The 13,640-nt window shown below is 67.4% G+C and carries 13 protein-coding genes and 2 pseudogenes; 10 read left to right on the forward strand and 5 right to left on the reverse strand.

The genetic code is table 11. The features are described from left to right. Window positions 1-11 precede the first annotated feature (11 nt). From purL to B8W69_RS05485, 3 genes and pseudogenes are all read right to left on the reverse strand, one after another. Entirely contained in the window at window positions 12-2,321 is a 2,310-nt protein-coding gene (gene purL, locus B8W69_RS05475) for a phosphoribosylformylglycinamidine synthase subunit PurL (RefSeq protein WP_085288914.1), read from the reverse strand. 57 nt (window positions 2,322-2,378) lie between these two features. Then, window positions 2,379-2,576: pseudogene (locus tag B8W69_RS31230) on the reverse strand (aminoglycoside phosphotransferase); the annotation flags it as partial. 53 nt (window positions 2,577-2,629) lie between these two features. Continuing rightward, entirely contained in the window at window positions 2,630-3,937 is a 1,308-nt protein-coding gene (locus tag B8W69_RS05485) for a M18 family aminopeptidase (RefSeq protein WP_110881853.1), read from the reverse strand. A gap of 100 nt (window positions 3,938-4,037) precedes the next feature. Between B8W69_RS05485 and B8W69_RS05490 the strand changes: the two genes are divergently transcribed. From B8W69_RS05490 to B8W69_RS05500, 3 genes are all read left to right on the forward strand, one after another. Further along, window positions 4,038-5,048 (forward strand): Dyp-type peroxidase, encoded by a 1,011-nt coding sequence (locus B8W69_RS05490; RefSeq protein ID WP_085288915.1) that lies wholly within the window; start codon window positions 4,038-4,040, stop codon window positions 5,046-5,048. Next, window positions 5,045-5,842 carry a family 1 encapsulin nanocompartment shell protein gene (locus tag B8W69_RS05495; protein ID WP_085288916.1) on the forward strand — a complete coding sequence of 266 codons (798 nt, stop codon included), beginning with the start codon at window positions 5,045-5,047 and terminating at the stop codon, window positions 5,840-5,842. The genes B8W69_RS05490 and B8W69_RS05495 overlap by 4 nt, the downstream gene beginning before the upstream one ends. Before the next feature lie 68 nt (window positions 5,843-5,910). Then, window positions 5,911-6,651, forward strand: a complete 741-nt coding sequence (locus B8W69_RS05500; RefSeq protein WP_085288917.1) for an SDR family NAD(P)-dependent oxidoreductase — start codon at window positions 5,911-5,913, stop codon at window positions 6,649-6,651. Window positions 6,652-6,655: 4 nt separating this feature from the next. Here B8W69_RS05500 and B8W69_RS05505 read toward each other — a convergent pair whose 3' ends face one another. Continuing rightward, window positions 6,656-8,359, reverse strand: coding sequence for an MOSC and FAD-binding oxidoreductase domain-containing protein (locus tag B8W69_RS05505; RefSeq protein ID WP_085288918.1), 1,704 nt, complete (start codon window positions 8,357-8,359; stop codon window positions 6,656-6,658). Window positions 8,360-8,592: 233 nt separating this feature from the next. Between B8W69_RS05505 and B8W69_RS05510 the strand changes: the two genes are divergently transcribed. From B8W69_RS05510 to B8W69_RS05535, 7 genes are all read left to right on the forward strand, one after another. Next, window positions 8,593-9,459: an alpha/beta fold hydrolase gene (locus B8W69_RS05510; protein ID WP_085288919.1), complete on the forward strand. Its 867-nt coding sequence runs from the start codon at window positions 8,593-8,595 to the stop codon at window positions 9,457-9,459. 58 nt (window positions 9,460-9,517) lie between these two features. Continuing rightward, on the forward strand, window positions 9,518-10,213 hold the full coding sequence (locus tag B8W69_RS05515) for a TetR/AcrR family transcriptional regulator (RefSeq protein ID WP_085288920.1): 696 nt from the start codon (window positions 9,518-9,520) through the stop codon (window positions 10,211-10,213). A gap of 19 nt (window positions 10,214-10,232) precedes the next feature. After that, a complete protein-coding gene (locus B8W69_RS05520) occupies window positions 10,233-10,904 on the forward strand; it encodes a TetR/AcrR family transcriptional regulator (protein WP_245843129.1) in 672 nt (223 codons plus the stop codon). Window positions 10,905-11,048: 144 nt separating this feature from the next. Next, window positions 11,049-12,095 (forward strand): zinc-binding dehydrogenase, encoded by a 1,047-nt coding sequence (locus B8W69_RS05525; protein WP_085288921.1) that lies wholly within the window; start codon window positions 11,049-11,051, stop codon window positions 12,093-12,095. A gap of 56 nt (window positions 12,096-12,151) precedes the next feature. Continuing rightward, window positions 12,152-12,400 carry a hypothetical protein gene (locus B8W69_RS30505; RefSeq protein ID WP_165762554.1) on the forward strand — a complete coding sequence of 83 codons (249 nt, stop codon included), beginning with the start codon at window positions 12,152-12,154 and terminating at the stop codon, window positions 12,398-12,400. A gap of 2 nt (window positions 12,401-12,402) precedes the next feature. Then, a complete protein-coding gene (locus tag B8W69_RS05530; protein ID WP_085289022.1) occupies window positions 12,403-13,089 on the forward strand; it encodes a haloacid dehalogenase type II in 687 nt (228 codons plus the stop codon). A 3-nt stretch (window positions 13,090-13,092) separates the two neighbouring features. Then, entirely contained in the window at window positions 13,093-13,557 is a 465-nt protein-coding gene (locus tag B8W69_RS05535; RefSeq protein WP_085288922.1) for a cupin domain-containing protein, read from the forward strand. Here the strand turns inward: B8W69_RS05535 and B8W69_RS29780 are convergent. Next, a pseudogene (locus B8W69_RS29780) lies at window positions 13,551-13,640 on the reverse strand (VOC family protein); the annotation flags it as partial. The gene B8W69_RS05535 and the pseudogene B8W69_RS29780 sit on opposite strands and share 7 nt — an antisense overlap.

Raw genomic sequence — 13,640 nt, forward strand, 5'->3', positions numbered from 1 at the left:
GCTGCGGGCACTCAGCCGAAGAGCCGCGGCAGCACCGCCTCGGAGGTCTGGCGCAGCTCGGCCAGCGAGACCGTGAACAGTCCCTGGACCTCCACCACGTCGGATGCCTGGTCGACCACGCCGATGCGCACCGCCGGCAGCCCCCGCGCCTCGCACATCGAACGGAACCGGCTCTCCTCGGTGCGCGGCACCGCCACCAACACGCGGCCCGCCGACTCGGAGAACAATGTCACGAACGGGTCGGCATCTTCGGGAAGTACGATGCGACAACCGGTTTCGCCGGCCAGAGCGGCCTCGACGATGGCCTGCGCGAGGCCGCCCTCGGACAGGTCGTGCGCCGCGGACACCAGGCCGTCGCGCGACGCCGAACGCAGCACCTCACCCAGCAACTTCTCGCGGGCCAGGTCCACCCTGGGCGGCAGCCCGCCGAGATGGTCGGCGGTCACCTGCGCCCAGACCGAACCGTCGAACTCGTCGCGCGTATCCCCAAGCAGCATCAGGGTTTCCCCGGGCTCGGTGCCCAGGCCGGTGGGGATGCGCCGGCCGACGTCGTCGATGACGCCGAGCACCCCTACCACCGGGGTGGGCAGGATCGCCGTGGACCCCGTCTGGTTGTAGAAGCTGACGTTGCCGCCCGTCACCGGAATGCCCAGGGCCACACAGCCGTCGGCCAGGCCGCGCACCGCCTGCGAGAACTGCCACATCACTCCGGGGTCTTCGGGCGAACCGAAATTCAGGCAGTTCGTCACCGCGACCGGGGCCGCCCCGGTGACGGCGACGTTGCGGTAGGCCTCGGCGAGCGCGAGCTGGGCGCCCGCGTAGGGATCCAGCTTCGTGTAGCGGCCGGACGCGTCGGTCGACAAGGCGATGCCGCGGCCGGTGGATTCGTCGACGCGCAGCACGCCGCCGTCGGCGTGCTCGGCCAGCACGGTATTGCCGCGCACGTAGCGGTCGTACTGCTCGGTGATGAATGCGCGGCTGCACAGGTGCGGACTGCCCAGCAGCGCAAGCAAAGTAGCGCGCAGTTCGTCACCCGTGGCCGGCCGCGGCAGCCGCGTCGAGCTGTCGGCGTTCAGGGCGTCCTGCGTGTCGGGGCGGACGACCGGACGCTGGTAGACCGGGCCTTCGTGGGCGACGGTGCGCGGCGGCACGTCGACGACCGTCTGGCCCTGCCAGGTGATCCGCAACCGGTCGCCGTCGGTGACCTCGCCGATCACCGTGGCCAGCACGTCCCACTTGCGGCAGACCGCCATGAAGGCGTCGACGTTTTCCGGGGTGACGACGGCGCACATCCGCTCCTGGGACTCGCTGCACAGGATCTCCGCGGGCGTCATCTGGTTGGTTCGCAGCGGCACGGTCTCGAGCTGGATCGCCATCCCGCCGTCGCCCGCTGACGCCAATTCCGAAGTAGCGCAAGACAATCCGGCACCGCCCAGGTCCTGGATGCCGACCACCAGGTGACCGGCGTACAGCTCGAGGCAGCACTCGATGAGCACCTTCTCCATGAACGGGTCGCCGACCTGAACCGATGGCAGCTTCTTGCGGGCCGGTCCCCCGCCGTCTTCGATATCAAACGTGTCCGACGCCAGCACCGACACCCCGCCGATGCCGTCGAGCCCGGTGCGCGCACCGAACAGGATGATCTTGTTGCCGGTGCCGGAGGCGAAGGCCAGATGCAGGTCTTCCTGGCGCAGCACACCGACGCACATGGCGTTCACCAGCGGATTGCCGGCGTAGCACGCATCGAAGACGGTCTCGCCGCCGATGTTGGGCAGGCCCAACGAGTTGCCGTAGCCGCCGATGCCGCGGACCACGCCGTCGACCACGCGACGGGTATCCGGCGCATCCGCGGCGCCGAACCGAAGCTGGTCCATCACCGCGACCGGTCGCGCACCCATCGCCATGATGTCGCGGACGATCCCGCCGACTCCGGTGGCCGCGCCCTGATAGGGCTCGACGTAGGAGGGGTGGTTGTGCGACTCGACTTTGAAGGTGACGGCCCAGCCGTCGCCGATGTCGACGACGCCGGCGTTCTCGCCGATGCCGGCCAGCATGCCGGCGCGCATCTCGTCGGTGGTGGTCTCACCGAAGTAACGCAGGTGCACCTTGGACGACTTGTAGGAGCAGTGCTCGCTCCACATCACCGAGTACATCGCCAGCTCGGTGTCGGTGGGGCGACGGCCGAGGATCTCGCGGATGCGCTGGTATTCGTCGTCTTTGAGGCCCAGCTCGGCGAAGGGCTGCGGTTCGTCGGGAGTGGTGGCGGCGTGCTCGACGGTGTCGATGGCCTGGGTGCGCGCACTCGTCCCGGAGACAGTCACGCCAGACAGTCTAGGGCTGTGCGCACCCCGGGCGCCGAGATGGCCGAGCAGCCGTCGCTAGCCGGCGATCTCGGCCGGCGCCGCGGCCGTATCCAGGTCGGCGTAGGCAAAGGAATACCGTTGGGCCAGCGCCAGAGCGATGTCGGGACGCTGCCACAGCTCGCCGGCGCTGGCCGTGCACAACCACAGGGTCAGCCCGTGCGCGACCGAGGCCCGGTACCGCGGCCAGGCCTCGTCGGCGCTCGGCAGCTCTTTCGATGGACTGCTGGACGCGCTACTGCACGGCGCGGCGACGACCGACTGAAGCGTCAGGCCGGCGCAAGGAACGCCTGCATCGCGGCCGAGTAGGCGGCCACGTCGTGCGCGCCCATCAACTCGCGCGCGGAATGCATCGCCAGTTGAGCGGCGCCGACGTCGACGGTGGGGATGCCCGTGCGCGCGGAGGTCAGGGGCCCGATCGTCGACCCGCACGGCAGGTCGGCCCGGTGTTCGTAGCGCTGCAGCTCCACTCCGGCCTGCCGGCAGGCCAGCGCGAACGCCGCGGCGGTGCGGCCGTCGGTGGCGTAACGCAGATTCGGGTGCACCTTGAGCACCGGCCCGGCGTTGACCGCGATCGGGTGGCCGGGCTCGTGCCGCTCCGGATAGTTGGGGTGGGTGGCGTGCGCCATGTCCGCCGAGGCCAGCAGCGAGGCCGGCAGCCGGCGCAGGTAGTCCTCGCGGCTACCGCCGGCCGCCAGCACGATTCGCTCGAGCACGGTGCCCAGCAGGTCGGATTGCGCGCCGTGGTCCGACGACGATCCGACCTCCTCGTGATCGAAAATAACCAACACGGGCAGCTGGGCCCCGGCCCGTTCCACGGCCAGCAGCGCCTCCAGCCCCGCATAGCAACTGGCCTGGTTGTCCAGCCGGGGCGCGCTCAGCAGGCCGGCGTCGGCCCCGATCACCGTGGCGGGGGTCAGGTCGTGGGTCATCAGATCGGCGGCCAGCACGTCGGACGTTGCCACCCCGGCGCGCTCCGCGACGTAATCGACGAATGACCGCGGTGTCTCCCCGAGACCCCACACCGCGTTGACGTGTCGCTGCGGGTCCAGCGTCAGCGACTTGCGGTCCTCGGCCAGATGGATGGCCAGCTGCGGCACCCGAAGGATCGGCTCGTCGATGCGCACCAGCCGGTGCGCGATCCCGCCGTCCGCGTCGTCCGCCCGCACCGACAGGCGCCCACTGATGCCCAGATCCCGGTCCAGCCACGAGTTGAGCCACGCGCCCCCATAGGGTTCCAGCGCCACCACCCGCCAGCCGGCGACTACCCGGTCGGGATGCTGCTTGACCCTGAGGTTGGGGCTGTCGGTGTGCGCTCCCACTATTCGGAATGGCCCGTCGGCGCCGTCGGAATTCCAGGCGACCAGCGAGCCCGCCCGCACAGTGAAGTAGCGCCCCGGCTCGGACGGCCAGTGTTTAGCCTCACTCAGTTCGGTGTATCCGGCAGCGATCAGCCGGGCGGCCACCGTGGCGCACACGTGAAATGGCGACGGAGAGGCGTCGATGAAATCGCAAAGTCCTTGCGCACTCGCTGAGGACTTCGCCTGGTTTCGAGGCCCGCCGGACATGTTGAACATCATGGCTGTCGGCCGCCATGCAGTTCACGCTGGGTTCGATTGCGCGCTCCTTACTCGCGCCGCTTCCGGCGCTCGCCTTCGCCACGCTAGGGTCCTCAGAGTGCCCCCCGTCCAGCCGCAACCCATCCTCGCGCCGCTGACCCCCGCGGCGATCTTCCTGGTGGTGACAATCGACGACGGCGGCGAGAAGGCGGTGCACGACGCGCTGCCCGACATTTCCGGGCTGGTGCGCGCGATCGGTTTCCGCGAACCGCAGAAACGGTTGTCGGCGATCACCTCGATCGGCTCCGACGCGTGGGATCGCCTGTTCTCCGGACCGCGGCCCGCCGAACTGCATCGGTTCCCCGAGCTGACCGGACCGCGGCACACCGCTCCCGCCACACCCGGGGACCTGTTGTTCCACATCAGGGCCGAGAGCCTGGACGTCTGCTTCGAGCTGGCCGACCGCATCCTCAAATCGATGGCCGGCGCGGTCACCGTGGTCGACGAGGTGCACGGTTTCCGCTACTTCGACAACCGCGACTTGCTCGGATTCGTTGACGGCACCGAGAACCCGGACGGCGCGCTGGCCACCAGCGCCACCGCGATCGGCGACGAGGACCCCGCCTTCGCCGGCTCTTGCTATGTGCACGTGCAGAAGTACCTGCACGACATGTCATCGTGGAATTCGATCTCGGTCACCGAGCAGGAGCGCGTGATCGGGCGCACCAAGCTGGACGACATCGAGCTCGACGACGACGTCAAGCCGGCCAACGCCCACATCGCCCTCAATGTGATCACCGACGACGACGGCACAGAACTGAAGATCGTGCGGCACAACATGCCGTTCGGCGAGCTCGGCAAGAGCGAATACGGCACGTACTTCATCGGGTATTCGCGTACGCCGCAAGTCACCGAACGGATGCTCCGCAACATGTTCCTCGGCGACCCGCCCGGCAACACCGACCGCGTCCTGGACTTCTCCACGGCCGTCACCGGCGGATTGTTCTTCTCCCCCACCCTCGACTTTCTCGACGATCCGCCGCCGCTGCCCGCAGCGCCGGTGGCGGAAACGCCTGTTGCACAGAACGGCTCACTTTCGATCGGCAGCCTGAAAGGAACCATTTCATGAACAACCTCTACCGCGACCTGGCACCGGTCACCGAAGCTGCTTGGAAAGAAATCGAATTGGAGGCGGCCCGCACCTTCAAACGCCACATCGCCGGGCGCCGGGTGGTCGACGTCAGCGAGCCCGGCGGGCCGGTCACCGCCGCGGTGAGCACCGGTCGGCTCGCCAACGCGGCGTCCCCCACCGATGGCGTGGAAGCCCACCTTCGGGAAAGCAAACCCCTTGTCCGACTGCGGGTTCCGTTCACCCTGTCGCGTTACGAGATCGACAACGTCGAGCGCGGCGCCAACGACGCCGACTGGGACCCGGTCAAGGACGCCGCCAAGAAGCTGGCGTTCGTGGAAGACCGGGCCATCTTCGAGGGCTACGCTGCGGCATCCATCGAGGGCATCCGCTCGGCCAGCTCCAACAAGTCGCTGACCCTGCCGGCGGATCCGCGCGAGATCCCCGACGTCATCACCCAGGCGATCTCCGAACTCCGGCTGGCCGGTGTCGACGGCCCTTACTCGGTGCTGCTGTCCGCCGACGTCTACACGCGGGTCAGCGAGACGACCGAACACGGCTATCCGATCCTTGAACACATCGACCGGCTGGTCCCCGGAGACATCATCTGGGCGCCGGCCATCGACGGCGCCTTCGTGCTGACCACCCGCGGCGGCGACTTCGACCTGCAGCTCGGGCAAGACGTGTCGATCGGGTACACCAGCCACGACGCGGACACCGTGCAGCTGTATCTCCAGGAGACGCTGACCTTCCTGTGCTACACCGCGGAGGCGGCCGTCCCGCTCAACCCGTAGGAATAATTACCCGCGAGCCGCTGCTTACCGAGAGGCACACGAACTTCTCTCTTGGAGGCAGGGTTTCGATGGCAACAACTTTGGCCGGCTCGACCGCATTGGTGACCGGCGCGACATCGGGGATCGGCCGTGAAGTCGCACTGCAGCTCGCGGCTCGCGGCGCACGGGTCGTGGTGCAGGGCCGCAATGCCGAGCGCGGCGCCAAAACCGTTCGTGACATTGAAAATGCCGGTGGCAAGGCACGTTTCGTCGCCGCCGACCTCAACGTCGCCGACGATGTCCGGCGGTTGGCCGCCGAGGCGGGACCGGTGGACATCCTGATCAACAATGCCGGAATCTACGAGTTCGGCCCTACGGCGGACACCGACGACGCGACCTTCGACGAACACGTCAACGTCAACCTGCGCGCGCCGTACATCCTGGTCCAGCAGTTGGTGCCGGCCATGGCCGCCCGGGGCGGTGGTGCCGTGGTCAACGTGAGCACTCTGGCCGCATCGGTAGCGACCCGCGGGGCGGGAATCTACGGGGCCACCAAAGCCGGCGTGGATCAGCTGACGCGTGTCTGGGCCGATGAATTCGGCGCGTCGGGCGTGCGGGTGAATGCGGTGGCCGCGGGGCCGACCGACACGCCCGGGGCCAACGCACTTCCGGGTGTACTCGACACCATAGCGGCCATCACCACGCTGCAACGACCGGCCGATGCAAGTGAAATCGCAAGCGCAGTGGTCTTTCTCGCCTCACCGGATGCCAGCTATGTCAACGGCGCCATTCTGCACGCGACCGGAGGTCAGCGGGCAATCGCCGCGTGAAGACCTAGAGGTCCAGCACCAGATCGGTTTCCGGGGCCGCAGAGCAGATGAGGACCGACCCGTCATCGGGCGGCTCCAACGGCTGCTGAACGTAAGTGGCCGACCCCGCGACAACTCCGGTGACGCACACGTGACACACCCCGCTACGGCAGGAAAAGCGGGTGGGCACGTCGCAGGCCTCGGCCAAGTCCAGGATGCTCCGATAGCGAGGGCACCAGGCGACAGTTAATCCGCTGCGCGCGAACGTGATCGCGGGCCCAGTGCCCGGTGGACCGACCGGGCGGTGCGACGGCTTGCGCTCCCCGCCCTCGACGATGCCCGGGTTGATCGCCGGCAGCGCGCCGAACAGCTCACTGTGGATGCGGGCGGGATCGAACCCTATGCCGGTCAGGCCGTCACGCATTTCCGTCATGAATTGCGTTGGACCGCACAGGTACACGGCGGCATTTTTGGGCAGGCCCAATGCCGCGATGGACTCTCGGCGCAGGCGGCCCTGCGTTTCGGTGTAGAAGACGCATTGCCTGGCGTGCGGCAACGACGCGATGAGTGCCGTGACTTCGTCTGCGAAGGACTGGGATTCGCGATTGCGCGTGGTGTGCAGCCACCAGATGTCGCGCCGACTCCCGGCCGCGGACAGCGCGTGCAACATCGCCAGGACGGGCGTCGCCCCGATGCCGGCGGAGAACAGGACGACAGGGTCGCCGTCATCGATGAGGTAGAAGTCGCCGCGCGGGGCGGCCGCAGCTATCACCGACCCCGGCTGGATATGGGCGTGCAGCCAGCGACTCACCACGCCGCGATCCTCGCGCTTGACGCTGATCCGGTAGGAGCCGGCCGAGGAATCATCGGACAGGGAGTAGCTGCGCAACGGCGCGGGCTCGCCGGCACCGGTGACCTTGACCGTCAGGTACTGGCCCGGAAGGGCCGGCGGAAGCGAACTCCGGTCGTCGGCCTCGAGCCTGATCGAGAGCACTTGCGAACTCTCCCGTCGGGTTTGGGTGACGCGTAGGCCGCGGAACCCCTTCCACCCGGGTTCGATGGGTGGTGCCGCCGGCGCGGTGCCATCGCGTGCGGCCAGCAGGTCGTGGAACGACTGCTGCCAGCCTGGGCTGAGCGCCGGAACGTCGACCGCCTTGCGCAGCGTTTCGAGGTTGCGGTCGGGCAGATAGAGCAGGGCGTCGACGTCGGCCACGCTCAATTCGTGACGGCCGCGGCGAGTGCGCACAATGTCGTCGCCGGCCCGCACGTGGCCCTCGGTGATCACCCGGAAGTAAAAGCCCGGACGGTGTTGAGAGACAAGAAGATTGGGCATGTCGGGCTCGTCGAGGCGGATGCCGACGCGGAAGCAGGTGACACGCGGCTGGGTCACCTCGAACTCGGCGGCGCCGATCCGGTAGCGATCCCCGATGCACACGTCATCGTCGGCGAGCCCGGTGACGGTGAAGTTCTCGCCGAAGTGTCCGGGTTGCAGGTCGTCGCGCCCCAGGTAGGCCTTCCAGAAGGCGTAGGACTCGCTCTGGTACACCATCACGGCGCGTTGCTCCCCACCATGACCGGCGAGATCCCCCTGGCCGTCGCCGTCGAGGTTCAGCCGACGCGCCATGACCGGCCCCTCGACGGGGGTCTTCCAGATCCCGGTGTGGATGGTCTTATCCCGCCATTGCACGTTTTTGGGCGAGCCCACGTTCACCGAAACGAGTGTGCCCACTGTGTCACCTCGAACTGGCCCGCATCGAGCGAGCCGTCAACTGGGATGGTTGGCCCAGAATATGGCAGCCGGAAGCGCTCGGCAACATATCCGTTTAGCGGACTGTTGCGCGATGCCCGTCTGGTGCATACTGGGTCGTATAACCCATAAATCTGGACTCTGGGATCCGCGCACCTCCATCGGACGCCGCCGGGGCGCACGATGCTGAAATGCATTGAGTCGGGAGGAATGCCATGCCTGTTCATCATCGATACGCCACCGTCGACGGCCATCGGATCTTCTACCGGGAGGCCGGGGACCCGGCCGCTACCGCGGTGGTTCTCCTGCACGGGTTTCCCACCAGCTCGTACATGTTCCGCCACCTGATCCCGGCCCTCGCCGACAAATACCACGTCATCGCGCCGGATCACCTCGGCTTCGGGTTGTCCGACGCCCCACCGGTCGGCGAGTTCGACTACACCTTCGACGCGCTGACCGACCTCACGGCGGGTCTGCTGGAAACCCTGGGCGTCGACAGGTACGCCATGTACGTCCAGGACTACGGCGGACCGATCGGTTGGCGGCTCGCGCTGCGCGACCCGGCCGCCGTTACCGCGATCATCAGCCAGAACGGCAATGGCTATGACGCGGGATTCGTCGAGAGCTTCTGGAAGGTCGTGCGGGCGTACCAACAGGAGCAGACGCCGGCCACCGAGGCGCCGGTGCGGCAGTTCCTCACGCTCGATGCCACCCGCTGGCAGTACGTCACCGGCGTCGCCGACGAGACGCTGGTCGATCCCGAATCCTGGCAGCACGACTACGCGTTGCTCGCCCGGCCCGGCAACGATCTGGTGCAGCTGAAGCTGTTTCGCGATTACGCCACCAATGCTCCGCTCTATCCGGGCCTGCACGAATACTTCCGTGCCAGCCGGGTGCCGCTGCTCGCGGTGTGGGGCCGCGGCGACGAGATCTTCGGGCCGGCCGGCGCTGAAGCGTTCGCCGCCGACCTCCCCGACGCCGAGATCCACCTGCTCGACGGCGGCCACTTCCTCTTGGAGTCCGCGTGCGACGACGTCGCCCAGCTCATCCGCGGCTTCCTCGGCACGCGAGTCACGGCCTGACCTGATGTATGGGCTGGAGATCCCAAAAATGGGGGCGCTCCCGGGTTAGCCTGGCGCGATGGCCCATCCCGATGTTCACGACGAACAACGGTTGACCCCCAAGGGGCGCGCCACCCGCGACCGGATCGTGCAGGCGGCCGCCCAGCTGATCGTCACCGAGGGCCTGTCCGCGTCGAACATGGACAACGTGCGCCGCGCGGCTTCGGTCAGCGGCTCACAGCTTGCCCATTATTTCGCCGACAAGGCGGCGCTGATACGCGCGGTGATCCGGCGCCAGATCAACGTGGTCTTGGACTTTCACCGCCAGCCCACGCTTCGGGACCTGGGTTCGTTCGACGACTTCGAGCGGTGGATCGACCTCAACATGCGCTACCTGCGCCGCATCGGCTACTTCGGTACCCCCACCTATCACGCACTCACCGCCCAGCTGGCGAAGACCGACGACGCCACGCGCGGCGCGTTGGCCGCCGGCTACCACCAGTGGATCGACTTGCTGGAGAGTGCAATTCAGCGAATGAAGGGTGACAGGCTGCTGGTTCGTGATGCCGATCCGCGCCGGCTCGCCCTGGTGATCGTCGCCGCGCACCAGGGAGGTGGCGTGCTGACGTTCACCTACCAGGAGGAGTGGCCGCATGCCGATGCGATCCGCTTCGCGGTCAACTACCTGCGCCTGTTCGCCACCGACAGCGCCGAGCGAGTGCCCCGCCCACCGCGCCGGTCGCGGGGGCGCAGGCCGGCGCGACGGGCGAGCTGAGGCTGTCAGAGGTGACGACGTGACTGAACGGCCCGCATCGCGGTTCACCCGCAAGGGACTGGCAACGCGCGCGCGGATCATTGACGCCGCCGCCCGGCTGATGTTCGAGCGAGGCGTCGCCAACACGAGCGTCGACCAGGTACGGCGCACCGCCGGGGTGGGCGGATCCCAGATCTCGCACTACTTCACCGACAAGCGCGATCTGACCCGGCACGTCGTCGAGGCGCGCCGTAATGATGTGCGGGACTTCCACACTCGGCCGCAATTCGCCGAACTCGACAGCTTCGACGCCCTGCAGGCATGGGCCGACGCCTGCGTGTCCGACATCGACGCCGTGTACCGGGTCGGGGGTTGTGTGTACGGGTCCTTGGCAGGCGAACTGATCGAGGCCGACCGCGAGATACACGACGACCTCGCCGCGGGATACGACCAATGGATTGGGCTGTTTCGGGCCGGCCTCGAGTCGATGCGCGATCGCGGCGACCTGCGCCCCGACGCGGACCCGCGGCATCTGGCCGTGTCGCTGGTCACCGCTCATCAGGGCGGCGCGATGCTCACCCACGTCACCGGCGATCCGCAACCGTTGCGGGCCGCCGTCAATGCCGCCGTCGACTACGTGCGCTCCTTCGGAACTCAACCGCCGCCCCGCAACGGGCGATCCGCCCAGCCTCGCGGTCGACGCAAAGCCTGATCGCCGAGTTCCACTGGACATAGTGGGTAGGCTCGCCCATAATAATGGGTCAGACAGCCCAAAATGTTTTCGGCTGCACTGATCTCGTTGCCACGGTTCGGCTTCGTCCAGCGACACCCCTGTCAACGATTTAGGAGACAGCGGATGTCGACAATCGAGTCACCCCAGTTGCCGACCGCGCCGGCGGTCGTACGCGAGGAATCCGGGGGGCCGACTATGCAGGCGATCGTCCTGGAAAAGTTCGGCGGTCTGGACAGCCTGGTCTATACCGACATCCCCAAGCCGCTGCCCAAAGACGGCGAAGTCGTGATTGCGGTCAAGGGTTTCGGCATCAATCACGCCGAGATCCACATGCGGCGCGGGGAATGGGCGGAGGCGGCCGAGGTCAGCGGGATCGAATGTGTGGGCGTCGTCGACTCGTGTCCGGGAGGGGAATTCCCGGTCGGGGCCAAGGTTGCGGCGTTGATGGGCGGTCTCGGCCGCATCATCAACGGTAGCTACGCCGAATACACCCGCGTCCGCGCCGCCAACGTCGCACTCATCGAATCCGACCTGCCGTGGTCGCAGCTGGCAGCGCTGCCGGAAACCTATGCGACGGCGTGGACGTGCCTGTACCGCAACCTGAATTTGACCGCCGGACAAACGCTGGTGATCCGGGGCGCAACCTCGGCATTGGGTCAGGCCGCACTGAAGATGGCGGTGAGCACCGGCGCGACTGTCATTGCCACCGCACGCAGCCGTGCACGCTTCGGCATGCTCGAAGAGCTGGGCGCGACCCGTGTCGAGGTGGAGCGCGGTGACCTTGCCGCCCACATCGCGGAAGCCAACCGCATCGACGCCGTCCTCGACCTCGTCGGCAACAGCACCATCCTGGACTCCCTGGACATGCTGCGCCGTGGCGGCACCGCCTGCCTCGCCGGATGGCTGGGGGGCCTGGCGCCCATCGGCGACTTCAACCCGCTCGCGCGAATGGCTAGCGGCGTGAGCTTCAGCTTCTTCGCCAGCCCCGTGTTCGGCAATCCCGGATTCCCGGTATCCGATGTGCCATTCGGTGAAATCGCCCAGCAGATCGCCGATGGCACGCTCCACGCGGCACCGGCACGTGTCTTCTCCTTCGACGACATCCGCGAAGCGCACCGCGTAGCCGAGTCGGGTGAAGCCCCCGGAAAGCTCGTCGTCGTCATGGAGTGATGCGCGTCCGCGAACCCCCCGCCCGCGAAGGGCTGTCCGAAAGGGAAGGAAACGGTATGGGTTTGGCGTGGCAGCAAGGCCCGCTGGCGACCGGATCGGTCGGGCATTTCCTCACCGAACAGCCGATGCGTCGCGGCTGCTTTTCGCCGAGCCGCTCCGACGCCTCGTTCATCACGCTCGGGGTGTTCGTGACGGCGGCGCTGGTCGCCCTGCGGTGGCCGGTGGCCGCGATGGTCCTGGTTGTGTTGTGCCTCGTGGGGTATCTACGACCGGATATTCCTCAACGAAAGAATGTCGAGCACTAGCCATGGCAACACCATCCGTCCTCGTCTTCGACGTCAACGAGACGTTGCTCGATATCGAGTCCATCGCACCGCTTTTCGGCGAGCTGTTCGGGGACGAACGGATGCTGCGCGAGTGGTTCGCGCAGCTCGTCATGTACTCGATGTCCATCACGTTGGCCGGCAACTACGTGACGTTTCCGATGCTCGCCCAGGGGGTGCTGCGCATGCTGGGCGACATCCACCAGGTGAACGTCACCGAAAACGACGCGGACCGCCTGAAGACCGCGCTGCTCACCATGCCGGCACACCCCGACGCGGCCGACGGGCTTGCCGCGCTGCGTGACAACGGTTTTCGACTGGCGACCCTGAGCAACTCCCCGCCCAACCCGGCTGGCCCGACGGCACTGCAACGTTCCGGGCTGGCGGGCTTTTTCGAACACCAACTGAGCGTCGACGCCCGCGGCGTCTTCAAGCCGTCGCCCGCCGTCTACCAATATGCGTGCGAGACCCTCGCGGTGGCTCCGGCGGACTGCATGATGGTCGCCGCGCACGTGTGGGACACCATCGGTGCGCAGAATGTCGGATTCAGCGCAGCTCTGATCACCCGGCGCGGCAACGCGCCGCTGCCGGTCGACGGACTACCGCAGCCCAACATCGTCGCCAGGGATCTGCGCGGGTTCGCCGAGCGCCTCGGATCCCGCGATAATTGACCAATGGCCACCACAGACGGATTCCATCCAGACTTCGACACGGCGCCGCCCGCCGCGCGCAACCGGGTACGCCACATCAAGGCGTCGGAAATCAGCTCCGACACAGCACAATCGGAGGGATTACGGCGCTTCGCCGCGCTGTCCGGCAACTCGGTCGGCGCGGAGAAGCTCTGGATGGGCGAGACGCACGCGTCGCCGCGATCGGCTTCGGACAACCACCATCACGGTGACTCGGAGACCGCCATTTATGTGCGAAGCGGCAACCCGGAATTCGTCTTCCATGACGGCATCGGAGAGGTCCGCATCGCTGCCGCACCCGGCGATTACGTCTTCATCCCGCCGTTCCTGCCGCACCGCGAGGAGAACCCCGACCCCGACACTACCGCCGAGGTGGTGATCGCACGCAGCAGCCAAGAGGCCATCGTGATCAACCTTCCGGCCCTGTATCCGCTGGCCGACCCTCAGTAGACGGCGATCTCGATCAGGTTGCCGTCGATGTCACGGCAGTAGTGCGAGGTCATCTCGCCCAGCGCCCCTGTCTTGATCGCTGG

This window comes from Mycolicibacterium vulneris (assembly GCF_002104765.1).
GTDB classification, from domain to species: Bacteria; Actinomycetota; Actinomycetes; order Mycobacteriales; family Mycobacteriaceae; genus Mycobacterium; species Mycobacterium vulneris.

Excerpts from the sequence above, each read along its gene's own strand:
- B8W69_RS05515 (WP_085288920.1), top strand. The coding sequence starts at position 9,518 with ATGGCCCATCCCGATGTTCACGACGAACAACGGTTGACCCCCAAGGGG.
- B8W69_RS05495 (WP_085288916.1), top strand. The coding sequence starts at position 5,045 with ATGAACAACCTCTACCGCGACCTGGCACCGGTCACCGAAGCTGCTTGG.
- B8W69_RS05485 (WP_110881853.1), bottom strand. The coding sequence starts at position 3,937 with ATGTTCAACATGTCCGGCGGGCCTCGAAACCAGGCGAAGTCCTCAGCG.
- B8W69_RS05510 (WP_085288919.1), top strand. The coding sequence starts at position 8,593 with ATGCCTGTTCATCATCGATACGCCACCGTCGACGGCCATCGGATCTTC.
- B8W69_RS30505 (WP_165762554.1), top strand. The coding sequence starts at position 12,152 with ATGGGTTTGGCGTGGCAGCAAGGCCCGCTGGCGACCGGATCGGTCGGG.
- B8W69_RS05535 (WP_085288922.1), top strand. The coding sequence starts at position 13,093 with ATGGCCACCACAGACGGATTCCATCCAGACTTCGACACGGCGCCGCCC.
- B8W69_RS05530 (WP_085289022.1), top strand. The coding sequence starts at position 12,403 with ATGGCAACACCATCCGTCCTCGTCTTCGACGTCAACGAGACGTTGCTC.
- B8W69_RS05525 (WP_085288921.1), top strand. The coding sequence starts at position 11,049 with ATGTCGACAATCGAGTCACCCCAGTTGCCGACCGCGCCGGCGGTCGTA.
- B8W69_RS05500 (WP_085288917.1), top strand. The coding sequence starts at position 5,911 with ATGGCAACAACTTTGGCCGGCTCGACCGCATTGGTGACCGGCGCGACA.